A 25,948-nucleotide genomic window follows, 5' to 3' on the forward strand; every position below is an offset into this window, starting at 1 on the left:
CGCTCCCGGGCGCGGAACAGCCCGGACGCGGGACACCGCCCCGACAGGTCGCCCCGCCGGGCAGCGTGTCTGTCACCGTCCCCACTCCACCGCCCGGCCCGCCCCCGGTCCGCCGCCCGGTCCGCCGTCCGCCGTTCGTCAGCCGATCACCGCCGCCCGCACGCACAGGACGTCCGGCAGGTGCGAGACGAGCTGCTGCCAGCTGTCGCCGTCGTCCGCACTCGCGTACACCTCGCCGTTGCGGTTGCCGAAGTAGACGCCGGCCGGGTCGGCGTCGTCCGTGCAGAGCCCGTCGCGCAGCACCGTGCCGTAGTGGTCGCCGTCCGGAAGGCCACGGGCCAGAGGCTCCCATGTCTCACCCGCGTCCCGTGTGCGGTACACGCGGCAGCGATGGCCGGCCGGGACCCGGTCGGCGTCGGCGTTGATCGGGAAGACGTAGAACGTGTTCGCGTGGTGCGGGTGTGCGGCGGCGGCGAAGCCGAAGTCCGACGGCAGGCCGGTGCCGATGTCCCTCCAGCGCTTTCCGCCGTCGTCGCTGCGGAACACGCCCCAGTGGTTCTGCAGGTAGAGGCGGTCGGGATCGGCGGCGTCACGGGTGACCTTGTGCACGCACTGGCCGAACTCGGGGTCGGGATCCGGCAGGAAGACGGCGGAGACGCCCTTGTTGGAGGGATCCCAGCGCTCACCGCCGTCCTCGGTGCGGAACACGCCCGCGGTGGACACGGCGACGGTCACCGCCCGGGCGTCCCTCGGATCGGTCAGGATGGTGTGCAGGCCCTCGCCGCCCCCGCCCGGCACCCACTTGGACCGGGTCGGGTGCTCCCAGAGCGGCCGGACCAGCTCGAAGGACTCCCCGCGGTCGTCCGAACGGAACAGCGCGGCCGGTTCGGTGCCCGCGTAGACGACGTCGGGTGCCTCCGGACCGGCGGGATGCAACTGCCACACCCGCTCCAGCGAGGCGTCGGTGAACTGCGGGAACCTGACCGCGGGTTGCCTCGGCTCCACCCAGCTCGCACCCAGGTCGTCGGAGTGGAAGACCGAAGGGCCCCAGTGCGCGCTGTCCCCGCCCACCAGGAGCCGGGGTGTCTCTCCGCGGGTGTCGATCGCGATCGAGTAGATCGCCTGGGCGTTGAAGTGCGGATCACCGAACTCCCATGCCCCGCCGCGTCTGCGGCCGAGGAAGAGCCCCTTGCGGGTGCCCACGGTGAGCAGTACGTCGGTCATGACAGGACCTCCCGAGACGCCGTTGTGCCGGATACGGGTCAGTCTGCACCCCGCCACTGACAACGGCCCGTAGCGACGACACCGGCGCAGCCCGCAGCGCTCGTGGAGGGTCTTGTCACCGGGCCGGGCGGGTGTCCCGGCCCGTCGGGCGGGGCCGCCCCACCGGTCCGGGCCCCGTTCCGAGCCGGCCCCACCGTGCGTCCGGGTCAGCGGGCGGGGAGTCGCACGTGTCCTACCGGCGTGCCGGGGGAGCCGTGCTGCTGCGGACCACCAGGCTCGTCGCCAGGTCGACCCGGGTGGTCGCCGGCTGCCTGCCGCGGCCGAGGTCCAGGACCAGCCGGGCCGCGGTCTCGGCCATCTCTATGAGCGGCTGGCGCACCGTGGTGAGGGGCGGGCCGATCCAGCGGGTGAGAGGCAGGTCGTCGAAGCCGACCACGCTGAGGTCCTCCGGGATCCGCAGCCCCAGCTCGCGCGCCGCCTCGTAGACGCCGAGCGCCTGCAGGTCGTTCCCGGCGAAGATCGCCGTGGGAGGTTCGGGCAGCCGCAACAGTTCCAGGGCCGCGGTGTAGCCGTCCTCGTGGTTGAACTCGCCCTCCCGGACCAGCTCGGGGTCGATCGGCACTCCGGAGGTCTCCAGCGCGGCGCGGTAGCCGTCCAGCCGGGCGCGACTGCACATCATGCGGGCCGGCCCGCCGATGATTGCGACACGCCGGTGCCCCAGGCCCGTCAGATGCCGGGTTGCCGCGAGCCCGCCCTGCCAGTTCGCCGCCCCCACCGACGGGATGTCGTCTCCCGGGTCGCCCGCCGGATCGACGACGACGAAGGGGATGGAACGACTGGTCAACTGGGCGCGCTGTGCCGCGTCGAGGTCCGAGAGCACCAGGATTACCCCGGCCGGGCGGCGGGCCAGCACACCGTCCACCCATGTCTGTCCGGGGGTGAGCCGGCCCGCGCTCTCCGAGAGGACCAGGCTGAGGCCCTCCTCCCTGGCGACGTTCTCGACGCCCCGGACGACCTCCATGGCCCAGGCGCTGTCCAGCTCGTGGAAGACCAGGTCGATGAGCTGGGACTGCTGGGAGGCACCACGCCTGCGGCGGTAGCCGTGCCGCAGCAACAGTTCCTCCACCCTCGTGCGCGTACCGGGGGCGACATCGGCGCGGCCGTTCAGCACTTTCGAAACTGTCGGAGCCGAGACTCCGGCCGCGCGGGCGATCTCTGCCAGCGTGGCGGTGCTCTCCGACGACTCGTCGACGGACGTCTTCTCCTGTTGGGGCTGGACCTTTGCAGGGCTCATGCATGAATCGTAGCTTCCCCCTCGCCCCGGGACCGCGAGCGGACAGGGTTCGTAAATCCTTGCTCCCGCCCTCTTGACTGGTCCGAAACACGACCGTACGGTTCCGGCAACATTCGAGATGCACGCCGAAACATTCGATAGAGGGTGCGGTCATGCGGTCGGGGATTTTCACTCAGGGCACACGTACGACGAGATGGGCAGCGGCGGGTGCGGCGATGGTCATGGCCGGAGTGCTGGCCGGCTGCGGCTCGGGAGGCGGCGGGAGCGACAGCGGAACCATCACCGCCTACGTCTACGGGGACGACGCCGTCAAGGTTCAGCAGGCCGCGGTCGACACCTTCAACAAGACCTCGAAGGTCAAGGTGAAGCTGGTGTCGGTCCCCGGCACCGACTACGTGAACAAGCTGCGCAGCGCCATGGGATCACCCAGCGCTCCGGACGTCTTCTTCAACTGGGGCGGCGGCTCCATCAAGCCGTACGTCGACTCCGACGACCTGGTGGACCTGACGTCGACGATCAAGAACGACGCCACCCTCAAGGACGGCTTCCTCCCGGCGGTCATGACCGCCGGCGGTCTCGAGGGAAAGATCTACGGGGTACCCATGCGCGGCATGCAGCCCGTGATGCTCTTCTACAACAAGGCCCTCTTCGCCGAGCACGAGATCGAGCCGCCCAAGACGTGGGAAGACCTCCAGGCGGCCATCAAGACCTTCAAGACCGCCGGGATCACCCCGTTCGCGCTCGGCGGCTCCGACAAGTGGCCCGAACTGATGTGGATGGAGTACCTGCTCGACCGGATCGGCGGCCCCGAGGTCTTCCGCAAGATCCAGGACGGTGACACCCAGGGGTGGGGGGACCCGGCGGTGCTCGAGACGGCACGGACCGTCGAGGAGCTGGTCGACGACGGCGCCTTCGGCAAGAACTTCAACTCCGTCGACTACGGCAACGGCGGAGCACCCACCCTGCTCAACAAGGGCAAGGCCGCGATGCACCTCATGGGTTCGTGGGAGTACTCGACCCAGCTGGGCAAGGCCCCCGAGTTCGCGAAGAAGGACCTCGGCTGGACCGCCTTCCCGACGGTGGCCGGCGGAGTGGGGGACCCCGCGAACGTGGTGGGCAACCCGACCAACTACTGGTCGGTCAACGCCCGGACCAAGCACAAGGACACCGCCGTCGCGTTCCTGAAGACGATGGCGTCGCAGACCTACGCGCAGGCCCTCGTCGACAACGGTGACGTTCCCACCACGTCCGGCGCGGCCTCGATGCTGAGCGGCTCACCCAACCCGCAGTTCGCCTCCGACCAGTACGAGATGGTGCAGAAGGCCCCGAACTTCACCCTCTCGTGGGACCAGGCACTCGAAGCCCAGTACGCCACGCCACTTCTCACGGAGATCAGCAAGCTGTTCGCGGGCAAGACGACCCCCGAGCAGTTCGTCGCAGCGATGAAGGCCGCCAGGTAACGATGCCGCACCACACTCCGGTCGCGAAGAGGCACGGGGACAGGAAGGCGGCCGTCGGTGACGTCGGCCGCCCGCCGGTCGCATGGGCCGTCCCGGGCATCCTCTTCTTCGCCGTCTTCGCGATCGTCCCCCTGGCGATCGCCGTCTACCTCTCCTTCTGCACCTGGGACGGGCTCGACTCCCCGACCCTGACCGGGCTGGACAACTGGACCCGGCTGTTCAACGACTCCGAGTTCGGCCAGGCCGCCTGGCTGAGCCTCGTGCTCACCACGGTCAGCTGGGTCTTCCAGACCCCGGTCGCCCTGTTGCTGGGCGTCTGGGCGGCGGGCCGTCAGCGCGGCCGCGCCTTCCTGTCGGCGATCTTCTTCATCCCGCTGCTGCTCTCCACCACCGCGATAGCGATGCTGTTCCACGCCCTGCTGGACCCGAACTTCGGTGTGATCCGGACGATCGGCCCCTGGCTCGGCATCGATCCCGACGTCATGGGGTCGTCCACCGGCGCCCTGCTCGTGGTGGCGTTCGTCGGCGGCTGGCAGTTCATGCCCTTCCACACACTGATCTACCAGGGCGGCGCCCGGCAGATCCCGGAAGTCCTCTACCAGGCCGCCTCCATCGACGGCGCGGGCATGGTCCGGCAGTTCTTCCACATCACGCTGCCGCAGCTGCGCCACACGGCGACGACCTCGTCGGTCCTGATGATCGTCGGCTCGCTGACCTACTTCGACACCGTCCTCATCATGACCAAGGGCGGCCCCGGCACGGACACGACGATCCTGCCCTACCTGATGTACCGGACCGGCTTCCAGACCTACGACCTCGGCTACGCGGCGGCCATCGCCACCGCACTGGTCGTCGTGGCCACCGGTGTCTCGCTGCTCATGGTCCGACTCAGCGGCTTCGGATCCATGCGGTCCACCAGGGAAGGTATGTGACGAGATGTCGACCGACACCCGCCCCGCCGTGCCGCAGCACCGCACGACACCCGCCACGCCGCGTCGTGGCCGCCCGGCCCGCCGGCGCGGGCCCCGCGGCAACCCCGTGGCCGGCTTCGGCTCGCTGATCTGGCTCCTCGTCGTCCTGGTACCGCTCTACACGCTGGTCTCCGCGTCGCTGATGCGCCAGGACGAGGCCCTGAACGGCGATCCGCTGGCGATCCCGACGGATCCGACGTTCGAGAACTACGGCACCGTGCTGGACAGCGGCTTCCTCACACTGATCGGGAACACCGCGATCGTGGCCGTGGCCACGGTGGCCATCGTGCTGGTGCTCTCGGTCCCGGTGGCCTACGTGGCGGTGCGCACCCGCAGCCGCCTCTCCTCGCTCGCCTTCCGCACCTTCCTGCTCGGCGTGGCGATCCCGGCCCAGGCGGTGATCGTCCCGCTCTACCTGATGATCGGCGAAATGGGGCTGTACGACACCCTGTGGGCGATCATCCTGCCCACCGCGGCCTTCGCGATGCCCGTCGCGGTCCTCGTGCTCAGCGGCACCATGCGCGACGTCTCCGAGGAGATGTACGAGGCGATGGCCCTCGACGGCGCCTCCCCCGTACGCATGCTGTGGCAGCTGGCGGTTCCGCTCTCCAGGGCGGGGATCAGCACGGTCGCGATCTTCTCGGCCCTGCAGGCGTGGAACGGGTTCCTGTTCCCGCTGATCCTCACGCAGTCGGAGGAGCAGCGCGTGCTGACACTCGGGTTGTTCAACTTCATGAGCCAGTTCGGAGTGAACATCCCCGCGGTACTGGCAGCGATCGTCCTCTCCGTCATACCCATCTTCGCCGTGTACCTCGTGGCCCGGCGGGCGCTGATCAACGGACTGATGGGGGTGGGCGGCAAGTAGCACACCGAGGCCGCCCCGGACCACAGCACTCATGAGAGGAACCCCTGCCGTCATGGCAATCCACCCTGCCCCGCAGGCCCGTCAGGCCGATCCGTCCCCCGCCGCCGACGGACCGTGGCGCGACCCCTCGCTCGATCCCGAGGTGAGGGTGGCCGACCTGGCGGCCCGGATGACGCTCGAGGAGAAGGCCGCCCAGCTGTACGGAATCTGGGTGGGTGCCGACGCCGAGGGCGGCGGCGTCGCACCCCACCAGAACGACATGGTCGACCCCGTCGACTTCGAGGACATCACCACCCGCGGACTCGGCCAGCTCACCCGTCCGTTCGGCACCGCCCCGGTCGATCCGGGCGTCGGCGCCGTCTCCTTGGCCCGCGCCCAGGCCAGGATCGTGGAGTCGGGCCGCTTCGGTGTCCCCGCGCTCGCCCACGAGGAGTGCCTGGCCGGCTTCACCGCCTGGGGCGCCACCGCCTATCCGGTGCCGCTCGCCTGGGGTGCGGCCTGGGACCCCGAGCTGGTCGCCGAGATGGCGCACCGCATCGGCAGCGACATGCGGTCGGTCGGTGTCCACCAGGGCCTCGCCCCTGTCCTGGACGTGGTGAGGGACCTGCGCTGGGGTCGTGTCGAGGAGACCATCGGCGAGGACCCCTATCTGGTCGCGACCATCGGTACGGCGTACGTCCAGGGGCTGGAGTCCTCCGGGATCGTCGCCACGCTCAAGCACTTCGCGGGCTACTCCGCGTCGGCCGGGGCCCGCAACCTGTCCCCGGTCCGGGCCGGAGTCCGCGAGATGGCCGACGTGATCCTCCCGCCGTTCGAGATGGCGGTCCGTGAGGGCGGCCCCCGCTCGGTGATGCACTCGTACGCCGAGATCGACGGGGTGCCGGCCGCCGCCGACCCGGCCCTGCTCACCGGCCTCCTCAGGGACACCTGGGGTTTCACCGGGACGGTCGTCGCCGACTACTTCGGCATCGGCTTCCTCGAGACCCTGCACCGGGTGGCCGAGGGCCGCGGCGACGCCGCCCGCCTCGCGCTGACGGCAGGCGTGGACGTCGAGCTGCCCACCGTACGCAGTTACGGGGACGAGCTGGTGGCCGCCGTGCGCGACGGACTCGTGGCCGAGGAACTGGTGGACCGGGCCCTGCGCAGGGTCCTGCTGCAGAAGTGCGAGCTCGGGCTGCTCGACCCGGACCGGGAGGTCCTGCCCGCCGCGCTCGACGGGGTGGACCCGGAGCGGGCGCGCGGCACGGTGGACCTCGACCCTCCGGGCAACCGCGCCCTGGCCCGGCTGCTCGCCGAACGGTCCTGCGTCCTGCTGGCCAATCCCGGTGGCGCCCTCCCGCTGGCCGGCACCGGACGGATCGCCGTCGTGGGGCCCCGCGCCGACGATCCGCTGGCCATGCTGGGCTGCTACTCGTTCCCCAGCCACGTCGGGGTCCAGCACCCCGACGCGCCCATGGGCATCGTCGTACCGACGGTGCTGGAAGCGCTCCGCGACGAATTCCCCGGCGCGGACATCGACCACGCGCAGGGCTGCGAGGTGGACGGCACGGACACCTCCGGGATCGAAGGCGCCGCCGCACTGGCGGCCGGGGCCGACGTGTGTGTGGCCGTCCTCGGGGACCGGGCCGGGCTGTTCGGCCGCGGAACCTCGGGCGAGGGCTGCGACGCCGCCGACCTGGCGCTGCCGGGTCTCCAGGGTGAGCTGCTGGACGCGCTGCTGGCGACCGGGACCCCGGTGGTCCTGGTGCTGCTGACGGGGCGTACGTACGCGCTCGGCGGGCGGGCGGACCGGCTGGCCGGCTGTGTGCAGGCGTTCTTCCCCGGGGAGGAGGGCGGGCCGGCGCTCGCCGGTGTGCTCTCGGGGCGGGTCAACCCCTCCGGACATCTGCCCCTGGGTGTCCCCCGCGGTCCCGGCGGCCAGCCGTGGACGTATCTGCAGCCGCCGCTCGGCCGGGCCAACGGGGTCAGCAACCTGGACCCGACCCCGCTCTACCCCTTCGGCCACGGGCTCTCGTACACCTCGTTCGCCTGGGAGGCCGGTGCGGACGCGCCGGCCGAGCTGCCCACCGACGGGGAGACCGATCTCGCGGTCACGGTCCGCAACACCGGCGACCGCGACGGCGCCGAAGTGGTGCAGCTCTACGTCCACGACCCGGTCGCCCAGACCACGCGCCCCGAGGCCCGGCTGATCGGATACGCCCGGGTGCCGCTCGCGGCGGGGGAGTCCCGCAGGGTCAGCTTCCGCTTCCACCCGGACCTGGTCTCGTTCACCGGGGCCGGCGGGCGCCGGATCGTCGAACCCGGCGACCTGGAGCTGCGCTTCGCCGCGTCCAGCGACATCGCGGACGTCAAGCACGTCGTACGGCTGCGTCTCACCGGGCCCGAGCGCACCGTCGACCACCGGCGCCACATGGTCTGCGCCACGTCCGTCGGTGTGCCGGCCGCGCGGAAGTGAATGTCGGGGCCGTGGGCCCCCGCAGGACCGCCCCGGCGTGCCCCTCGAAGGATGCGCCGGGGCGGATCCGAAACTTTCGGACACACCCGCCTCGGGGGCGGCCGACCCGAGCGTGGTACTCCAGAACCTGGTGATGGGCAACGGCGGCATCGGCCCCGGCTGTCCGGGCCGGCCGGAGACTCTCCGGCCGAGCTGACCGGAGCAGGACGAGGAGGCGACAGGAATGGGCATCGAGATCAAGGACCCCCAGGGGCGCGGCGCGACGCTGGAGGTGACCCCCGGACCCGCGGAAGGGCCTCTTCAGGTGTCACTCGTGATCGGCGGCCCCTCGGCACCCGCCGCCTGGTCCTGCACTCCGGCCGCCGCCAGGGCACTCGCCGCGGCCCTCGTCGCCGCGGCCGGCGAGGCGGAGAGCGCCCGGGAGTCGGAGCCCGTCACCGTCGAGGCGCGTGACCTGCTGCGGGGCGACGTACGGGACGGGGACCGGTTCATGACGGTGGAAGCCGTCAGGGCGGACGGAACGAACGTCCAGGTGACGTGGACCTCCGGCGCCGGACGCAGCTGGAGCCAGATGTACGACGCCGACGCCGCCATCCGGCTCCGGCGCCGGCTGCGACCGGAGGACTGAGGGGCGTCCCGTCGGCCGATTCATGGTTCGACGCGAGCCGTAGTACGGTCGATCTCGTAGTACGGTGATTTTCGTAGTACGGTGAATCTCGTACCAAGAGCCGGGCCCCGCGCGCCCGGGCCCGCCCCTTCGCCCCGTCGCTTACCGAGGAATCGGAGCCCCTAGTGAGTGCACTGTTCGAGCCCTACGCCCTGAGGTCGCTGACCATCCCCAACCGCGTCTGGATGGCACCGATGTGCCAGTACAGCGCCCAGGCTTCCGGCCCCGACGCGGGGACGGCCAACGACTGGCACTTCGCCCACTACGCGTCGCGCGCCGCCGGCGGAACCGGTCTCGTGCTCGTCGAGGCCACCGCCGTCAGCCCCGAGGGCCGGATCAGCGCCGCCGACCTGGGCATCTGGAACGACCGCCAGGTGGACGCGTTCCGCCGTATCACCGCGTTCCTCGACGGCCAGGGGACCGTGCCGGGGATCCAGCTCGCCCATGCCGGGCGCAAGGCGTCGACCGGCCGCCCGTGGCAGGGCGGCGGCCCCGTCCCCGCCGACGCCCCCGAGGGCTGGCAGCCCGTCGGCCCGAGCCCCGTCGCGTACGACGAGGGCCACACGGTGCCCGCCGAGCTCAGCACCGAGGACATCCAGCAGGTCGTGCGCCAGTTCGCCGACGCCGCGCGCCGGGCGCTCGACGCGGGATTCCGGGTCGCCGAGATCCACGGCGCGCACGGTTACCTGATCGGTGAGTTCCTGTCCCCGCACAGCAACCACCGCACCGACGCCTACGGCGGCTCCTTCGAGAACCGCACGCGCTTCGCGCTGGAGGTCGTGGACGCCGTGCGCGCGGTCTGGCCCGAGGAACTGCCGCTGTTCTTCCGCGTCTCCGCCACCGACTGGCTCACCGAGAACGTGGACGATCCCCGCGAGGGCTGGACCGCCGACGACACCGTCCGCTTCGCCCGCGAACTGCTCGCGCACGGCGTCGACCTGCTGGACGTCTCGACCGGGGGACTGGCGCCGAAGGCGCGGATCCCCGTGGAGCCCGGCTACCAGGTGCCGTTCGCCGAGCGTGTGCGTAAGGAGACCGGCCTCCCGGTCGGGGCCGTGGGGCTGATCACCGACCCCGTGCAGGCCGAGAAGATCCTCGCCGACGGCAGCGCCGACGCCGTCCTGCTCGGCCGCGAACTGCTGCGGGACCCCTACTTCGCCCGCAACGCCGCGCGTGCGCTCGGCGGCGAGGTCAGGGCGCCCGAGGCGTACGGCTACGCGGTGTGATGCCGCGTCCGCGGGTACGCTGAGCGGCGATGTTCACTCCCCAGGGCCCCACGTTGCGCGAACTGGCCGTGCAGGCGTTCTCCTCGACGATGCGCGGATACGACCTGCTCGCACCGAAGTTCGACCTGACGCCCTACCGGACTCCGGACCGGATACTCGAAGCCGTCGCCGACGCGGTGCGGCCCCTCGGGCCGTTCGGCCGGGGCCTCGACGTCTGCTGCGGCACGGGAGCGGGCGTGGGCGTGCTGCGCGGGCTCTGCCGGGAGCGGGTCACCGGCGTCGACTTCAGTGCCGGCATGCTCGGCGTCGCCAGGGCCGCGCACACCGCGACCGCCGGCGGCCCGGTGGTGGACTGGGTCCGGGCGGACGCCCTGGCGCTGCCGTTCGCCCACGCCTTCGACCTGGCCCTGAGCTTCGGGGCGTTCGGTCATTTCCTGCCCGGGGAACGCCCCGTGCTGTTCGACCAGGTGTACGCCGCGCTGAGGCCGGGCGGTCTGTTCGTCTTCCCGGTCGGCGCCCCGCCCGCGGTGGGCTCCCGGGCGTACTGGTCGCTGCTCGGCTTCGACCTGGCCATGCGGGCGCGCAACGCGCTGTGGCGGCCGCCCTTCGTGATGTACTACCGCACGTTCCCGCTCGCCGGTGTGGTGGACGACCTCGTGGGTACCGGATTCACGGTGCGGTTGCTGCCCCTGGAGGAGTTCGGCCGGAGGCCCGACGGCAGCCCCCGTGTCCGGCTCGTGGTGGCGGCCCGTGGATAAAACTACGACGACTCTCGTACAATGGAGTCCCCCGTCCGAAGTGGAGCCACCGTGACGACGAACGCCGCTCGCGTGCTCGCCCACCCCTCGCGCGACGAGATCCGCGTCGAAGGCGTGCTCCACGCGCTGGCCGACCCGATCAGACTGCGGATCGTGCGCCAGCTGGCCGGAGCGGCCGACGAGCAGGCCTGCTCCCGCTTCGATCTCCCGGTGTCCAAGTCCACCACCACACACCACTTCAGGGTGCTCCGGGAGAACGGCGTCATCACTCAGTTCTACCGCGGCACGGCCAAACTGAGCTGCGTACGGACCGAGGACCTGGACGCGCTCTTCCCGGGCCTGCTCGACAGCGTGCTGCGCGGAGCGGACCTGCAGGCTGAGCGCCTCGGCGGCAGCGCCGACGCGTCCTCGGCGGTGCTGTCAGGGGCCGCCCCGGGCCGCGTCGAGCAGCCCTGACCAGTCGGGAATCTTCACCCGCCCGCGTCCGAGCGAGCGGCCCAGCGCCGACTCGGCGCGTTCGATGGAGAGCCATCCGTCCCACTCCACCGGCCGCAGTCCCTGCTCCCGGAGAGCGCCCAGTGGGTCGGAGGGGACCTCCCGGCCGACGAGGAGCGGCGCGTCCTCGACCAGCGAGGCGACCGTCTCCTTGGCGCACGACCTGTTCGAACCGATGACGCCGGTGGGGCCCCGCTTGATCCATCCGGCGACGTACTCCCCGGGTGACGTCCTGCCGTCCCTGACCACCCGGCCCGCCACATGGGGCACCGTGCCCCGCGCCGGGTCGAACGGCAGGCCCGGCAGGGGCGTCCCCCGGTAGCCCACGGCGCGCAGGACCAGCTGCGCCTCGATGTCCTCGTACGCCCCCGTGTCCCGCACGCCGCCGGAGCCGTCCGGCACCGTCCGCGCGAACCGTACCCCCGCCACCCTGCCCTCCCGTTCCAGCAGTTCGACCGGGCGCAGGAAGAACCGCAGCCGGATGCGGCGCCCCTCGTCCGGCGCCGCGGGCGGTGGGTCACCCGCCCACCCGCGCAGCACGTCCAGATTGCGCCGGACGACGGCGGGCAGCGGCTCCCCGGGACCCTCCGCCGCGGCGGCGTACGCCGTGTCGAGCGCCAGTTCCGTCCCGTCGACGACCATCCGGGCCCTGGGAAGCGCACCGAGCTCGCGCAGCTCCTTGGTGGTGAACCTGGCGGCCGAGGGGCCGCGCCTGCCGACGATGTGCACCTCACGCACCCGGCTCGCCCCGAGCATGTCGAGAGCGGCCCGCGGCACGTCCGTGCCCCGCAGTTCCGCCGCGCCGCGGGCGAGTATCCGGGCCACGTCGACCGCCACGTTGCCGACCCCGATCACCACGGCGGAACGGGCCCGGAGCGCGAAGCCCCCGGCGGCCGCGTCCGGGTGGGCGCTGTACCAGGAGACGAACTCGGTGGCGGAGAAACTCCCCGGCAGCCCCTCACCGGGTACGGAGAGCGGCCGGTCGGCCGCCGCGCCGACGCAGTAGACCACCGCGTGGTAGAGCTCCCTCAGCCGGGCGGGTGACACCCCGCCGGTGCCGCCCACCTCGACATGGCCGGCGAAGGTGATCCGGTCGTCCTCCAGGACCGTCCGGAGACTGCCCTGCAGCGACTTGATCTTCTCGTGGTCGGGCGCCACGCCGTAGCGGACCAGCCCGTACGGCGTGGGAAGCCGGTCCAGCACGTGCACCCGCACATCGGGCACCCGTGACTGCCGCAGCAGCTCCTGGGCCGTGTAGACCCCGCTGGGACCCGAACCGACGACGGCGACACGGAGCACGGCGCACCTCCTCCCGCAGGCTCCCTCCAGCATGGCACCGCCGGGGCGGGGCGGGGAGAGGCGCGCGGGTCCGGGACTCCGTGGAGTGCCGGTCAGGTCATCAGCCCGCGCATCCGGTCGATCTCCACGGTCTGCTGGGCGACGACGTCGTTGGCCATCTCCTCCACCAGGACGTTGTTTCCGTCCGCCAGGGCCTCGGTCGCCATGGTGACCGCACCCTGGTGATGGGTGATCATCAACTCGAGGAACATCCGGTCGAACGCCTTCCCGTGGGCGGCGCGCAGCTGCTCGATCTGCTCGTCGGTGGCCATACCCGGCATCGCGGAGTGGTCGTGCGTCTCCTCTCGCCCGTCGCCGCCGTTGTTCTTCAGCCAGCCCTCCATCGCGCCGATCTCCGGCTTCTGGGACGCCGATATGCGCTCGGCGAGCCGTTCGACCGACGAGGAGGCCGCCCGTCCGGGGACGAGACCGGTGAGGACAAGGGCCTGTTCGTGATGTTCGATCATCATGCGCGCGTAGCGGAAGTCGGCGGAGTTGGGGGTGTCGTCCCCGGCCGCCTTCACCGCTTCCTCGGCCGACAGCGTCCTGGCCGGCTCGCCGGGCTTCCCGGGCGCCACGATCGAAGGACCCTCGTCCGCCCCGGCCTTCGTCCCGCCGCCGCCTCCGTCGCAGCCGCTCAGCGCGACAACAGCGGCCACGAGCGTGGCCGCGAGGGCGGCCGAGCGCACCTGCGCGGTCCGACGGGGCATCAACACGGCGACCTCCATGGGCACATGAGTGTGTTGCAGACCGTCCTAACACCTACCACCGGCCAAAGATCAAAAACTTTCATTACGTCTCTGTTGCCATCTGTTGGTGTGTACATGAGAGGGACGATACTGCCGGGGTCCGATAACCGTTCTTCGACGAACGGACACAAGGGAGGACGCAGTGACCTCGTTGCACACCACCAGCGTGCGGCGCAGACGTCTGGGTGTGGCGGCAGCCGCGGCCGGGCTCATCGCCACGCTGTTCACGGCCGGACCCGCGGCCGCGACACCTGACCCGGGCGACACCGCCACCACACGCAGCGGTGTTTCCGTGAGTGAACAGGCGGAGGCCAGGGCCGCCATCGAGAGCGGCGAGATACCCGGTGTGGACGAGATCGTCCACAGCGCGAACATCGAGCACCTCACGAACGTCCCCAAGGACGCGCTCCAGGGGCTCAACACGGACCTGGCGTTCCAGGGCGACTACGCCTACGCGGGAAACTACGACGGTTTCCGGATCTTCGACATCCGCAACCCGAAGAAGCCGAGGACCGTCGCCCAGGTCCTGTGTCCCGGCTCGCAGAACGACATCTCGGTCTCCGGGAACCTGCTCTTCCTGTCGACCGACTCCTCGCGCAGTGACAACTCGTGTGCCAGCACCACCCAGCCGGCCACGGAGAAGTCCTCCTGGGAGGGCATGAAGGTCTTCGACATCAGCGACAAGCGCAACCCGAAGTACGTCGCGGCCGTCGAGACCGCGTGTGGTTCACACACCCACACGATCATTCCGGAGCGCAAGAACGTCTACGTGTACGTCTCGTCGTACTCGCCGAACGAGACGTTCCCGGACTGCCGGCCGCCGCACGACGGGATCTCCGTCATCAAGGTGCCGCGCAGCGCCCCCGAGGACTCCCGGATCGTCAACTTCCCGGTCCTCTTCCCGGACGGTGGCAACCCGGGCGCACCGACCAACCCCGGTGTCTCGAAGACCACCGGATGCCACGACATCACCGTTCTGCCCTCGAAGGACCTGGCGGCCGGGGCGTGCATGGGCGACGGTCTGCTGTTCTCCATCAAGGACCCGGAGAACCCGAAGATCATCGACCGGGTCCAGGACAACGTGAACTTCGCGTTCTGGCACTCGGCGACCTTCAACCAGGGCGCCGACAAGGTCGTGTTCACCGATGAGCTCGGCGGCGGCGGCGCGGCCACCTGCAACGACGAGATCGGCCCGAACCGCGGGGCCGACGGCGTCTACGACATCGAGGGCCGGGGCGACCACCGCAAGCTGGTCTTCCGCAGCTACTTCAAGATCGACCGCCCGCAGGCGGACACCGAGGTCTGTGTCGCGCACAACGGCTCGATCATCCCGGTCAAGGGCCGCGACATCATGGTGCAGGCCTGGTACCAGGGCGGGGTCTCCGTGTGGGACTTCACCGACTCCGCCGAGCCCAAGGAGATCGCGTACTTCGAGCGCGGTCCGGTCTCCACGGACGCGGTCACCACGGCCGGCCCGTGGTCGGCGTACTACTACAACGGCTACATCTACTCCAACGACATCGCCAAGGGCTTCGACGTGCTGAAGCTCGACGACCGGCGGACCGACCCGGCGAAGAAGGTGCGGCTGCAGGAGCTCAACGTGCAGACGCAGCCGGACTACTTCGACCGCTGATCCACCGGCCCGTCGCGCGGTCGCCCCGTGGATCGTCCCGGGGTCCGTCGCGCAGGTGGGAGCGAGTGCCCCGCCGGGAGATCTCCGCCCGGCGGGGCACGTCCGTCTCATTGACCCGTGGACGGCCCGGGGGGAAGCTGTAGCCCCGATTCCGGCGATGCGGGGGATCGCCGGAATCGGACGCGGAGCCCGGTGGCTCAGGCGGCCGGCCGCACACTCGTACCCGCGACAGCCGCCCACTCCACCAGCAGGCGCTGGTACTCCGTCTCGTCGTCCGGGGACAGCGGACCGCCCGAACGCTGCCACAGCGTGCGGATCTCCTCGTTGACCTCGGAGACGGTGCGGACGACGGGGGACGGGTTCGGGTACGGGGACATGCCACCAAGCTAAACCCCTGCCGGGCCGTCGGACCCCTACGAGGACAGGGATATCCCTCACACCATCTCCCGGAATCCTTCACGCACGGCGCGGGTCCCGCCCTCACCCCGCTGGCCCCGGAAGCCCGAGAGCCCGGAGTCCGTCCGGCCGCTCCGCCACGGGCAGGTGGTCGACGAAGCGCACGTCACAGCCCACGGCCGCCGCACCCGCGTCCGCGTGGCGGTCGTCACCGACCATGACCACATCCGCGGGTTCGCACCCCAGCAGCGAGCACGCCGTGCGGAACAGGCGCGGATCGGGCTTCTGGACGCCGTGTTCGTAAGACAGGACGTACGTGTCGATCAGCTCGTCCAGGCCGTGCGCGCGGAAGACGGGGCGCAGGTCCCACCCGATATTGCTCAGTACACCGACCGCGACGCCGTCGCGGCGCAGCGAGCGCAGGACCTCCGCCGCGTCGGGGTACGGCTGCCAGGCGGCGGGGCTCATGTGGCGCTCGTACAGCGCGTCGTACAGGCCCGGATCCGGGAGGGCCACCTCACGGGCCAGACCGGTGTAGGCCGCCCTGTGCTGCCCGGCGCCGCTGTCGCGCTCGGCCCACACGTCTGCCAGCGACGGCGGGACCCTCTCGGGGGCCGGGCCCCCGGGCAGCGCTCCGGCGGCGGTCAGTCGACGTGCGTACTGCGAGAAGTCGGCCTGTTCCACGACCGTGCCCCGGGCGTCCAGGACGGCGCGCAGCCACGCGTCGACGGGCTCGATCCGGAAGAGCGTCCCTGAGAAGTCGAAAAGCACACCTTTGATCCGCATGGGCCGATCCTCGCTGCCCCGGGGGGAAGCTACAAGGGGCTCTCCCCGGTACCGGCCGGCCACCGGGTGCGCTGGGCGTATACGGCCGCGGAGAGCGCGACCACCGCCCCTCCCAGCAGCACCCCGCCCACCACGTCGCTCAGCCAGTGCACGCCCAGGTAGACGCGTGTGAAGGCCACTCCCGCCACCGAGATCACGGCGAGCACCAGCGCACCCCACCACAGGGCCTGCTGCGCGCCGTGCAGGCGAAGCAGCCACATCAGGAGCCCGCAGGTCACCACGGCGGTCATGACGTGCCCCGAGGGAAAGGCCGCGTAGTGCGCCGAGTCCACCGGGTCGAGCCACCGGGGGCGTTCCCGCCCCACCGCGGCCTTCAGCCCTTGCTGGACCAGCGTGGCCAGCAGGCTGGTCGCGGCGACCCACCCGGCGAGCAGCCGTGACCCGCGCCACCACAGGGCGATCACGACGACAGCCGTCAGGACGCGCATCGTCCAGGGGTCCCACACCCAGTCCGTCAGCACCCGGTTGACGTGGACCAGTCCCGGTTCGGTCACCGCGTCGCGGTGCAGGGACTCGGCCACCGTGGTGTCCAGCGACATGAGGGGCGACCAGCGGACAGCGACCAGCACGAGCAGGACGAGGGACAGCGAGGAGCAGACGAGGCCCGTGATCAGCAGACGGGCCCGGGGGCGCGGAGGGAGGGGAGGGGAGTGCATGGGGATGATCCTCGTCCACGAGCGGCGCGTGAGGCTATCCCAGAGCGCTGAGTCCCGGCACGAATGCGACCAGCAGCGGCACCACGGGTACCAGTGCCGCCGCGGCGGTCAGCCGCAGACGGCGGCCGGCGGTGAGCCGCTCCACCGGACCGAGCAGGCGGTTCACCCTGAGCGGCATCCCGGCACCGGAGGCGGGCGCGGGGCCGAACACACCGCGGTCCTCGTTGAGTTCGACCAAGGCGAGCGCGATCGTCAGTCGACCGAAGCGCCGTGACGCCACGTCGTCGGCGGCCAGTTCGACGAGATGGTGCATCTCGTCGCGGAACGCGGCGAACACCGGCACCTGGGGGAAGCCCGTCGCGAGCGCGTCCGAGCAGTGCAGGAGCCAGTCGTGGCGAGCCCGTGCGTGCCCCTGCTCGTGGGCCAGTACGGCATCGAGCTGACGGCCCTTCAGCCGACCGAGTGCCGCGGTCGTGACGACCAGTTGGGGAGCGGCGCCCGGCAGCCACCACGCGTCGGGCCGTTCGCCCTCCAGCACCACGAGACGCCCGCCGCCGGCCTCCTCGCCCGGCATCAGCGGGGAACGGACCAGCAGTTCGGTGCGCCGCTGCCTGCGGCGGGCCCGGGCCCGGTGGATCTCGCGTACGAGCATGGCGGCCGTCCATACTCCGCCGAGCGCGAGCAGGACCGCGATGACGGCCGACCACGGTCCGTACGCCCCGAGGGCGTACGCCTCGACCACGGCGTGCGGCGCGGGAGCGAAGACATGACCGCGCACCGCCTGCCACGCGGCAGCCGCGCTGAAGGTCATGGACAGCCCGAAGGACAGCAGGACGCCCGCGACCACGCACTGCCACACCCACAGGGCCACGACCGGCTCACGCTCGGGCCATCGGGCCCTCGCCATCAGGCCCGGGGCCACGACGGCAGCCAGTGCACCGAGCAGCAGCAGCACGAGGGAGACCAACATGGGCGTCAGCCTATGAGGGCGGCGGTGGCCACGGGTATGGCCACGCGCGCCAAGTGACGCAGGACACGGGGCAGGGAGCCGTCCGTCTCACAGGGTGAGAAGCATGGCGAACATGGCGGTCCCCATGGCCAGCCTGCACGCCAGCGCGAGCTCCGGCCGCGCGTCCCACGACGGGCCCGGCACCCCGCCGGCACCGGCCGGCACACCGGCCGGTGCCGGCGCGGGGATCAGCCGTCCCGCCGAACGCAGGACGTAGAGCGCGTAGTAGACGAGGAGTGCTCCCGTCAGCGCGGGTACGCCTCCGGCGGCCTCCGCCCCGTGTCCCAGGTGGCCCCCCGGCGCCACGTGGGAAGCGCCGGGCGCCATGACCACGGCCATGTAGACCATCGCGAGGGAGCCGACCACATGGTGCAGGTGGCCACCGCCCCCGGCGTGCACCACCGCGTGCAGGGCGGCGGCGCCGAACAGCACCGCGTAGACCACCCACATCCATTCCGGAAGCGTGAACAGGGCCGGGGGCACCGCCATCGCGGCCATCCCGAACCCCATCAGCGCCTCGGCGCGCGCCGATCCGCGTTCCCGTGGCGTGCCGTCGCGGGTCCGCAGCAGGCAGTACGCCCCCGTGGCCCCGCACAGCACCATGAGCAGCCAGCCGGACAGCGCCGGTCCGTGCACGGTGCACCTCCCCTACGGCCGATCATGCCGAGGTGATCGATGCCCCGCGGCGGCAGTCCCTACCGGGGCGCATTGGGGTACTGGGGGAGCGCGCCAGAGCCTGCGGGGGCGGTCGAGGGGCGGGTTAATCTCGGGAAGGCACCATCGACAGCACACCACCGGAGAAGAGCCCCATGGACATCGCACCGGCCACGGCACGGGCAGAACTGACCTTCCGCGACGCGACCGAGGACGACGTGCCGGCCCTGGTGCGCCTCGTCGAGTCCGCCTACCGGGGTGACGCGAGCCGGGCCGGATGGACCACCGAGGCCGACATCCTCCAGGGGCAGCGCACCGACGCGGAGGGGGTGCGTGAGGTGCTCGCGGCCCCCTCGGGCAGGGTCCTCGTCGCCGAGCGGGACGGCGGGCCGGTCGCCTGCTGCCAGCTCGAACACCGGGGGACGGCAGCGTACTTCGGCATGTTCGCGGTCAGGCCCGAGCTGCAGGGCGCCGGTCTCGGCAAGGTGATCATCGCCGAGGCGGAGCGCACGGCGCGCGAGGGCTGGGGCGTGAACGAGATGCACATGACGGTGATCTCGGTCCGCGAGGAGCTGATCGCCTGGTACGAGCGGCGCGGCTACCGCCGCACGGGGGAGCTCACACCCTTCCCGTACGGCGACGAGCGCTTCGGGGTCCCGCAGCGCGACGACCTCGCGTTCGAGCTGCTGGTCAAGGAGCTGTAGAGGGCGGGGCGGCGGCGCGGGCCGGTTCCCCCGGGGCGGATCAGGCGGTGAAGCGCCCGGCGCGCCGGATCTCCGGGTAGTCGGTCGTCGCACCGTCCAGACCCAGCGCGCGCACGAGGCGCAGATGGTCCTGGGTGTTGACGACCCAGCCGATCACCTTCAGGCCCTCCGCGTGCGCCCGCTCGACCACTTCGAGGGTGATCCTGCGGATGTTCAGGGCGAGCGTCGCCGCCCCGGCCGCCTTCGCCCGGTCGACCACGTCGCCTTCCCAGCGGCTGGCGATGAGCACCGTCCGCACGCCTGGGACCAGCTGAGCGATCTCGGCCACGGCCTCGTCGTGGAACGAGGACACCTCGACCCGGCCGGCCAGGTCGCGCCGCAGCATCACCTCGGCGAGTGCACGTGCGGCCGCCACGTCCTTGATCTCGGCCTGGACGGGCGAACCGATCGCGTCCAGCACCTCCTCGAAGACGGGCACCCGCTCGCCCTGCCCGGCGTCGAGCTCGCGGAGCTCCGCCATCGTCTTCTCGGCGATCAGCCCCCGCCCGTCCGTCGTACGGTCCACGGCGGCGTCGTGCATCACGGCCAGCGCGCCGTCCTTGCTCAGATGGAGATCCAGTTCCACGGCGTCCATGCCCGCCCGCTCCGCGTGCGCGAACGAACGCAGCGTGTTCTCCGGCTCGACACCCATGACCCCGCGATGACCGATGGTGAGAAAAGTCAAGGCACTCCCGCTTCCGTCCGACGTGTCCGCCTCGCCTGCGGCTCCTACCCCCAGGGAACCAGTTCGCGCGCGCAGGACGGGCTCCGCCCTGCCATTCCGGCGGAACAAGGGGTCGCATCAAGGTGTGGCAGGAAAAATAACGGTGATGATGAGGAGCGGCAGGATAATTTTCTGCCCTCCACTTGTCCGAAGGAGCCGAGCGCGGATACGGTTACTTGACGCGAGGTTCTCCTGTGAAGGAAGTGCTATGACGGAAATTCTTGAGCATGCCAACGCCACCGGCGCGACAGCTGCTGCCCAGAGGGTCGTGGAGCACCCGGCATGGCCCGCGCTCAAGAGTGCCGTGGAAGAGTTCCGCCCCTGGCAGTCCGCGGACGGCTCCATCGATTTCGACGCGGAGGGCGCGCCTTCCGTCACGGCGGCCGCAGAGGTCGTCGAACGCGTCGTCGCCGCGGTCGAGCGGCTCTCCCCGCTGCTCCCGCACGACGACGCCTACCACCGTGCGCTCGTCAGCGACCTGCGCCGCTGGGCCGCGGACGGCTTCGGCGTACCGGACTTCCTCGACTCGCTCCTCGCCTTCCAGCCCGCCGCCGACCGCGCGGACGGACTCCAGCACCTCGTCGTCTTCGCGATGTACACGCAGAACGGCAACCCGGACCGCAACCTCGAGGCCGTCGTGCTGCGGATGGTCTGGCCCGAGTGGCTCGCCGATCTCGAGGCCACGCGTTACGACAACCCGCTGTTCTGCGGGATCACCTTCGAGGACTTCACCTCGGGATACGACACCAACTCCGCGGTGCTCTTCCCCGAGACCATCGCCGTACGCGAGGCACCCGAGCGCTTCAGCTGGGGCGGCATCTTCTGCGACCGGGAGGCCGCACGCTTCCGCCGCGTGACCGAGGCGTCCGTCGACCTCCTCGGCCTCGACCTGCCCGACGACATCCGCGACATGCTCGGCGACCAGAAGCGCTGCGAGCAGGCCTTCGTGCTCTGGGACATGGTGCACGACCGCACCCACAGCCACGGCGACCTTCCGTTCGACCCCTTCATGATCAAGCAGCGCCAGCCGTTCTGGATGTATGGGCTCGAGGAGCTGCGCTGCGACCTCACCGCCTTCAAGGAGGCCGTGAAGCTGGAGGCCGACGGCTTCGGTCAGGGCCGGGACGTCCAGTTCGCCGTGCTCTTCGACCGGATGTTCCGCTTCCCCGTGACCGGCGAGCGCGTGCGCAACTACGACGGCCTCGGCGGCCAGCTGCTCTTCGCGTACCTCCACAAGCACGATGTGGTCCGCTGGACCGACAACACCCTCAAGATCGACTGGGCCCGCGCCCCGCAGGTCACCAACCAGCTGTGCGGAGAGATCGAGAAGCTCTACCGCGACGGCATCGACCGTCCGAAGCTCGTGCACTGGTTCGCGGCGTACGACCTGGTCGCGAGCTACCTCGCACCCCACCCGGGATCACGCTGGGCCAAGGGCCCGGACGCCCTGGACCTGACCCAGCCGCCGCGCAAGCTCGTCGACGACGTGCTTCCGGACGAGTTTCCCCTGAGCATGTTCTATGAGGCGCTTTCGAAGAAGCTGAAGCACGTGATCGCCTCGACCAAGGGGATCACCGCGGCGGACGCCGGGCGGGCAGCTGCGTGAGCGCGGGTTCTGAGGAGGCGGTGGCGATGAACGGAACGGACAGGAGCGACAGCGGCGTGCTCGAGGGTGCTGTGATCGCGGTGGCCGGGGCGGCGGGGCCGGCGGGCCGCGCCACACTGCTGAGGCTCGCCGAGGCGGGTGCGACCGTGGTCGCCTCCGACGCCAACCCCGAGCGGCTGGTGGAGGCGGTCGACGCCGCGCGGTACGCACACGGTGGAGCGACCGTGACGGGCGACACGGTCGACCTCCTGGATCCCGGGGCCGCGCGGGAATGGGCGCTCAAGACGGAGAAGGAGTTCGGCCGCGTCGACGGCCTGGTCCACCTCGTCGGCGGCTGGCGCGGGGGCTCCGGCTTCGCCGACACCAGCCTCGCCGACTGGGACTTCCTGGAGAAGCTGCTGATCCGCACCGTCCAGTCCACCTCGCTGGCCTTCCAGGAGGTCCTCCAGCGCAGCGACCGGGGCCGGTACGTGCTGATCAGCGCGGCAGGGGCCAGCAACCCCACCGCCGGCAACGCCGCCTACGCCGCGGCCAAGGCGGCCGCCGAGGCATGGACACTCGCCCTCGCGGACGCGTTCCGTAAGGCGGGGGGCGACGCGGGCCCGACATCGGCTGCTGCGATCCTGGTGGTCAAGGCTCTGGTGCACGATGCGATGCGCGCCGAGCGCCCGAACGCCAAGTTCGCGGGCTTCACGGACGTCACGGAGCTGGCCGAGGCCATCGCCGGAGTCTGGGACCGGCCCGCCGGAGAAGTGAACGGAAAACGTCTGTGGCTGACCCCGCAACCGTAAGGACCGACGCGCGACGTCATCACGATCCGCAGGTACGCGGCTTCGCGAGTGACAACTACGCGGGCGTGCACCCGGAGGTCCTCGCGGCCATCGCCCTCGCCAACGGCGGCCACCAGGTCGCCTACGGGGAGGACGACTACACCGGTCACCTCCAGCGCGTCATGCACAGCCACTTCGGCCCCACCGCCGAGGCCTTCCCGGTCTTCAACGGCACCGGAGCCAACGTGGTCGCCCTCCAGGCGCTGACGGACCGCTGGGGCGCGGTGATCTGCGCCGAGTCCGCGCACATCAACGTGGACGAGGGCGGAGCGCCGGAGCGTGTGGGCGGTCTCAAGCTGCTCACCGTGCCGACCCCGGACGGCAAGCTCACTCCGGAGCTCATCGACCGCCAGGCGTACGGCTGGGACGACGAACACCGGGCGATGCCGCAGGTCGTCTCGATCACGCAGAACACCGAGCTCGGGACCGTCTACACGCCCGACGAGATCCGTGCCGTCTGCGACCACGCCCACGAGCGGGGCATGAAGGTGCACCTCGACGGTGCCCGGATAGCGAACGCCGCCGCGTCGCTGGACGTGCCGATGCGCACCTTCACCAACACGGTCGGGGTCGACGTCCTGTCCTTCGGCGGCACCAAGAACGGTGCGCTCTTCGGAGAAGCCGTCGTCGTGCTGAACCCGGACGCCGTGCGGGCGATGAAGCATCTGCGGAAGCTCTCGATGCAGCTCGCGTCCAAGATGCGCTTCGTCTCGGTCCAGCTCGAGGCGCTGCTCGCGGGCGACCTCTGGCTGCGCAACGCACGCCACTCCAACGCGATGGCCCAGCGGCTCGCCGAAGGGGTACGGACGGTGGACGGGGTGGAGATCCTCCATCCCGTCCAGGCCAACGCCGTCTTCGCGCGGCTGCCGCACGAGGTGACCGAACGGCTGCAGAAGCGGTTCCGGTTCTACTTCTGGGACGAGACGGCCGGCGACGTCCGCTGGATGTGCGCGTTCGACACCCGCGAGGACGACGTCGACGCCTTCGTGCTGGCGCTCAAGGAGGAGATGGCGCGGCAGTAGCAGCCGAATGTCTGTGCGGTCGACCGGGAACGCGTTGCTCCCGGTCGGCCGCATCGTCGTGCCGCCCTCACCTCCGTGCACGCCGCCGCGGGATCTGGCGCGCTCCCGGCCGGCGACGAGGCCGGCCGGGACCGGGGTGTGACGTATCAGCCGTCCGTCCGCGGCGCGGCGTGCTCAGCCGCGCTCACGCGCCTCGGCGGGCGTCGGAGCCGTACCCCCGAGGTGGGCCGGCACCCACCAGGTGTCCGACGCGTCCTTGGGGCGCACGGGGTAGGCCCGCTGCGCGGCCTCGAGGAGCTCCTGCACACGCTCACGCAGGCGGCGGGTGATCGCCCCCGCGTACTGATCGGCGGGTGCCTCCAAGGCCTCGCCCACGCGGATCGTGATCGGGGTGTGGCTGCGCCGGAAATTGCGCGGACGCCCCTTGGTCCACAGTCGCTGGGTGCCCCACAGTGCCATCGGGATCAGCGGTACGCCGGCCTCCTGGGCCAGCCGCGCGGCGCCCGACTTGAAGCTCTTCAGGGTGAAGGACTGCGAGATGGTCGCCTCGGGGAACACGCCGACGATCTCTCCCGCGCGCAGCGAGGCCAGCGCGTGTGCGTAGGCGTCCTCACCCTGGCCGCGGTCGACGGGGATGTGCTTCATCCCGCGCATCAGCGGCCCGGAGACCTTGTGACGGAAGACCGACTCCTTCGCCATGAAGCGGACGAGCCGCTTCTGGGGCAGGGCGCCGAGCCCGGTGAAGATGAAGTCCAGATAGCTGATGTGGTTGCTGACCAGAACCGCGCCACCGGTCTTCGGGATGTGCTCCGAACCCTGGGTGTCGATCTTCAGGTCGAGCGCCTTGAACAGCGTGCGAGCGGCGCCGATGACCGGCCGATAGACGAGTTCTGCCATCTGGATGAAGACCCTTCTTCAATGCCTGGGGAGGGTTCTCCCGGCGGAAGTTACGCAGCCGTAGGTTTTCGGCATTGTGGCGATCGTGCCCCATGTGCGACGCCGTGGCCAGCCCCAAAGGGCCCGGGGCGAGAGATTCTCGTCACGTGAATCCTCCGGGAATGTAATGAGGCCGCAGGACGCTGACCCCTTGCGCAGGGCTCCGAGAGGGAGGACGGGATGGACGGGCGGACGACCGGTGGCACGCTGAGCGCGGCCCAACTCGGCGCGGAGTTGGGGGATCGGGCCACTCTGGTGCAGTTCTCCAGCGCGTTCTGCCAGCCGTGCCGCGCCACCAGGCGCACTCTCGCGGAGGTGGCCGGGATGGTGGAGGGTGTCGCCCACATCGAGATCGACGCCGAGGCGCATCTCACGCTCGTGCGCCGCCTCGGGGTCAGCCGGACCCCCACGGTCCTGGTGCTCGACGCGGAGGGCCGCATCGTCCGCAGGGCGGTGGGGCAGCCGCGTACGGTGGATGTCGTCGCCGCACTGGGGCAGGCGATGTGACGGACCGTGACGCATCTCCCACATGACGGGACGCGCTTGACTGTGTACGCCACGCATCGTCAGTCTGACGTTATGCCGCCAGAACTCCTTCTCTTCGGCCGGGTGCACGTCGACCTCGTGCGCCACGCGAGTGCGCGCTGTCCGGGTGTCTGAAGAAACCGCGGACCCCGTACGCCTCTCGCAGAAGGACCTTTCGATGACGGTCTCACCTGATCTCCGCACCGCCCGGACGGCTGCGCCCGATCTCCTCCGCTCCGTCTTCAGGCAGCACGCCGCCGGTGTCGCCGTGATCACCGCGGCGGGCGCGCGTCCGGCCGGTTTCACCGCGACCTCCCTCAACTCCGTCGCCGCCGAGCCGCCCCTCATCTCCTTCGGCGTGGGCACCTCGTCCTCCAGCTGGCCCGTGGTCGAGGAGGCGGAGCACGTGGGCGTGCACATACTCGGCGAGGACCAGGAGGAGCTCGCCGCCAGGTTCGCCCGCAGCGGCGCCGACCGGTTCGGACCGTCCACCGACTGGCGCAGCGGTCCCGAGGGTGTGCCGTTGCTCGGTGGAGTGGTGGCGTGGCTGGTCTGCCGGGTGGTGGCCCGGATTCCGGCGGGGGACCACCGCATCGTGATCGCCGAGGTGGTGACCGGTGATCCGTTGGAGGGCGGCCGGCCGCTGGTCTACCACCAAGGCCGTTTCACCGCTCTGCGAGACTGAGGGCGAGCAAGTCGGCAGCGGGACCGGACCCGTTGGCTACGTCACAGTTCCAAGCGCTTGCTTATGGGTAACGTACTGGGTGTACTGGCGAGTAATATTCGACCGGGAGCTCGGTCGTCCCGACCGGAGAACGCCCGATGAGGCGCCTATGCTGCGTGCAACAAGGCAGCCCAGAAATGAC

26 protein-coding genes are annotated in these 25,948 nt (G+C 71.0%); 15 read left to right on the forward strand and 11 right to left on the reverse strand.

Features of this window, described 5'->3' with window-relative positions; translation table 11 throughout:
• Window positions 1-138: 138 nt before the first annotated feature.
• Both LWJ43_RS30040 and LWJ43_RS30045 read right to left on the reverse strand, forming a co-directional pair.
• Entirely contained in the window at window positions 139-1,224 is a 1,086-nt protein-coding gene (locus LWJ43_RS30040) for a WD40/YVTN/BNR-like repeat-containing protein (protein ID WP_277335309.1), read from the reverse strand.
• Between the two features lie 232 nt (window positions 1,225-1,456).
• Window positions 1,457-2,518, reverse strand: a complete 1,062-nt coding sequence (locus LWJ43_RS30045; RefSeq protein ID WP_277335310.1) for a LacI family DNA-binding transcriptional regulator — start codon at window positions 2,516-2,518, stop codon at window positions 1,457-1,459.
• Between the two features lie 215 nt (window positions 2,519-2,733).
• On the opposite strand from LWJ43_RS30045, the gene LWJ43_RS30050 reads away from it, so the two are divergent.
• The 8 genes from LWJ43_RS30050 to LWJ43_RS30085 all read left to right on the forward strand — a co-directional run bounded on the left by LWJ43_RS30050 (window position 2,734) and on the right by LWJ43_RS30085 (window position 11,376).
• Complete coding sequence (locus tag LWJ43_RS30050) at window positions 2,734-3,978, forward strand: extracellular solute-binding protein (protein WP_277336031.1); 1,245 nt, start codon at window positions 2,734-2,736, stop codon at window positions 3,976-3,978.
• Between the two features lie 2 nt (window positions 3,979-3,980).
• Complete coding sequence (locus LWJ43_RS30055; protein ID WP_277335311.1) at window positions 3,981-4,910, forward strand: carbohydrate ABC transporter permease; 930 nt, start codon at window positions 3,981-3,983, stop codon at window positions 4,908-4,910.
• A 4-nt stretch (window positions 4,911-4,914) separates the two neighbouring features.
• Window positions 4,915-5,814: a carbohydrate ABC transporter permease gene (locus tag LWJ43_RS30060; RefSeq protein WP_277335312.1), complete on the forward strand. Its 900-nt coding sequence runs from the start codon at window positions 4,915-4,917 to the stop codon at window positions 5,812-5,814.
• A 52-nt stretch (window positions 5,815-5,866) separates the two neighbouring features.
• On the forward strand, window positions 5,867-8,269 hold the full coding sequence (locus tag LWJ43_RS30065) for a beta-xylosidase/alpha-l-arabinosidase (protein WP_277335313.1): 2,403 nt from the start codon (window positions 5,867-5,869) through the stop codon (window positions 8,267-8,269).
• 223 nt (window positions 8,270-8,492) lie between these two features.
• Entirely contained in the window at window positions 8,493-8,897 is a 405-nt protein-coding gene (locus tag LWJ43_RS30070) for a hypothetical protein (protein WP_277335315.1), read from the forward strand.
• Between the two features lie 164 nt (window positions 8,898-9,061).
• Window positions 9,062-10,162, forward strand: a complete 1,101-nt coding sequence (locus LWJ43_RS30075) for an NADH:flavin oxidoreductase/NADH oxidase (protein ID WP_277335316.1) — start codon at window positions 9,062-9,064, stop codon at window positions 10,160-10,162.
• Between the two features lie 29 nt (window positions 10,163-10,191).
• Window positions 10,192-10,920 carry a class I SAM-dependent methyltransferase gene (locus LWJ43_RS30080; RefSeq protein WP_277335317.1) on the forward strand — a complete coding sequence of 243 codons (729 nt, stop codon included), beginning with the start codon at window positions 10,192-10,194 and terminating at the stop codon, window positions 10,918-10,920.
• A gap of 21 nt (window positions 10,921-10,941) precedes the next feature.
• A complete protein-coding gene (locus LWJ43_RS30085; RefSeq protein ID WP_277335318.1) occupies window positions 10,942-11,376 on the forward strand; it encodes an ArsR/SmtB family transcription factor in 435 nt (144 codons plus the stop codon).
• Here LWJ43_RS30085 and LWJ43_RS30090 read toward each other — a convergent pair.
• A complete protein-coding gene (locus LWJ43_RS30090) occupies window positions 11,341-12,714 on the reverse strand; it encodes an FAD-dependent oxidoreductase (protein WP_277335319.1) in 1,374 nt (457 codons plus the stop codon). The genes LWJ43_RS30085 and LWJ43_RS30090 overlap by 36 nt on opposite strands.
• A gap of 92 nt (window positions 12,715-12,806) precedes the next feature.
• A complete protein-coding gene (locus LWJ43_RS30095; RefSeq protein WP_277336032.1) occupies window positions 12,807-13,463 on the reverse strand; it encodes a DUF305 domain-containing protein in 657 nt (218 codons plus the stop codon).
• Window positions 13,464-13,644: 181 nt separating this feature from the next.
• Between LWJ43_RS30095 and LWJ43_RS30100 the strand changes: the two genes are divergently transcribed.
• A complete protein-coding gene (locus LWJ43_RS30100) occupies window positions 13,645-15,135 on the forward strand; it encodes an LVIVD repeat-containing protein (RefSeq protein ID WP_277335320.1) in 1,491 nt (496 codons plus the stop codon).
• A gap of 197 nt (window positions 15,136-15,332) precedes the next feature.
• Here the strand turns inward: LWJ43_RS30100 and LWJ43_RS30105 are convergent, their stop codons facing one another.
• The 5 genes from LWJ43_RS30105 to LWJ43_RS30125 form a co-directional block, all read right to left on the reverse strand.
• Entirely contained in the window at window positions 15,333-15,512 is a 180-nt protein-coding gene (locus LWJ43_RS30105) for a hypothetical protein (RefSeq protein WP_277335321.1), read from the reverse strand.
• 103 nt (window positions 15,513-15,615) lie between these two features.
• Complete coding sequence (locus tag LWJ43_RS30110) at window positions 15,616-16,317, reverse strand: HAD family hydrolase (RefSeq protein ID WP_277335322.1); 702 nt, start codon at window positions 16,315-16,317, stop codon at window positions 15,616-15,618.
• Window positions 16,318-16,346: 29 nt separating this feature from the next.
• Window positions 16,347-17,033: a phosphatase PAP2 family protein gene (locus tag LWJ43_RS30115; RefSeq protein WP_277335323.1), complete on the reverse strand. Its 687-nt coding sequence runs from the start codon at window positions 17,031-17,033 to the stop codon at window positions 16,347-16,349.
• Window positions 17,034-17,067: 34 nt separating this feature from the next.
• Window positions 17,068-18,003 carry a M56 family metallopeptidase gene (locus LWJ43_RS30120; RefSeq protein ID WP_277335324.1) on the reverse strand — a complete coding sequence of 312 codons (936 nt, stop codon included), beginning with the start codon at window positions 18,001-18,003 and terminating at the stop codon, window positions 17,068-17,070.
• 87 nt (window positions 18,004-18,090) lie between these two features.
• The gene (locus LWJ43_RS30125) at window positions 18,091-18,678 is read right to left on the reverse strand and encodes a DUF5134 domain-containing protein (protein ID WP_277335325.1); all 588 of its coding nucleotides are present in this window, start codon (window positions 18,676-18,678) and stop codon (window positions 18,091-18,093) included.
• Between the two features lie 173 nt (window positions 18,679-18,851).
• Between LWJ43_RS30125 and LWJ43_RS30130 the strand changes: the two genes are divergently transcribed.
• Window positions 18,852-19,400, forward strand: coding sequence for a GNAT family N-acetyltransferase (locus LWJ43_RS30130; RefSeq protein WP_277335326.1), 549 nt, complete (start codon window positions 18,852-18,854; stop codon window positions 19,398-19,400).
• Between the two features lie 40 nt (window positions 19,401-19,440).
• Here the strand turns inward: LWJ43_RS30130 and LWJ43_RS30135 are convergent, their stop codons facing one another.
• On the reverse strand, window positions 19,441-20,091 hold the full coding sequence (locus LWJ43_RS30135) for a glycerophosphodiester phosphodiesterase (RefSeq protein WP_277336033.1): 651 nt from the start codon (window positions 20,089-20,091) through the stop codon (window positions 19,441-19,443).
• A gap of 280 nt (window positions 20,092-20,371) precedes the next feature.
• Here LWJ43_RS30135 and LWJ43_RS30140 point away from each other — a divergent pair, with 280 nt between their 5' ends.
• Genes LWJ43_RS30140 through LWJ43_RS30150 form a run of 3 tightly spaced genes read left to right on the forward strand, consistent with a single transcriptional unit; the run spans window position 20,372 to window position 23,621 of the window.
• Window positions 20,372-21,769: a DUF6421 family protein gene (locus LWJ43_RS30140; protein WP_277335327.1), complete on the forward strand. Its 1,398-nt coding sequence runs from the start codon at window positions 20,372-20,374 to the stop codon at window positions 21,767-21,769.
• Window positions 21,770-21,795: 26 nt separating this feature from the next.
• The gene (locus LWJ43_RS30145) at window positions 21,796-22,560 is read left to right on the forward strand and encodes an SDR family NAD(P)-dependent oxidoreductase (protein ID WP_277335328.1); all 765 of its coding nucleotides are present in this window, start codon (window positions 21,796-21,798) and stop codon (window positions 22,558-22,560) included.
• A complete protein-coding gene (locus tag LWJ43_RS30150) occupies window positions 22,539-23,621 on the forward strand; it encodes a threonine aldolase family protein (RefSeq protein WP_277335329.1) in 1,083 nt (360 codons plus the stop codon). The genes LWJ43_RS30145 and LWJ43_RS30150 overlap by 22 nt, the downstream gene beginning before the upstream one ends.
• Before the next feature lie 174 nt (window positions 23,622-23,795).
• On the opposite strand, the gene LWJ43_RS30155 is transcribed toward LWJ43_RS30150, so the two are convergent.
• Window positions 23,796-24,518 carry a lysophospholipid acyltransferase family protein gene (locus LWJ43_RS30155; RefSeq protein WP_277335330.1) on the reverse strand — a complete coding sequence of 241 codons (723 nt, stop codon included), beginning with the start codon at window positions 24,516-24,518 and terminating at the stop codon, window positions 23,796-23,798.
• 219 nt (window positions 24,519-24,737) lie between these two features.
• On the opposite strand from LWJ43_RS30155, the gene LWJ43_RS30160 reads away from it, so the two are divergent.
• Window positions 24,738-25,064, forward strand: coding sequence for a TlpA family protein disulfide reductase (locus LWJ43_RS30160; protein ID WP_277335331.1), 327 nt, complete (start codon window positions 24,738-24,740; stop codon window positions 25,062-25,064).
• Between the two features lie 196 nt (window positions 25,065-25,260).
• Window positions 25,261-25,767 carry a flavin reductase family protein gene (locus LWJ43_RS30165; RefSeq protein ID WP_277335332.1) on the forward strand — a complete coding sequence of 169 codons (507 nt, stop codon included), beginning with the start codon at window positions 25,261-25,263 and terminating at the stop codon, window positions 25,765-25,767.
• Window positions 25,768-25,948 lie beyond the last annotated feature (181 nt).

This window comes from Streptomyces sp. JH34, assembly GCF_029428875.1.
GTDB lineage: Bacteria > Actinomycetota > Actinomycetes > Streptomycetales > Streptomycetaceae > Streptomyces.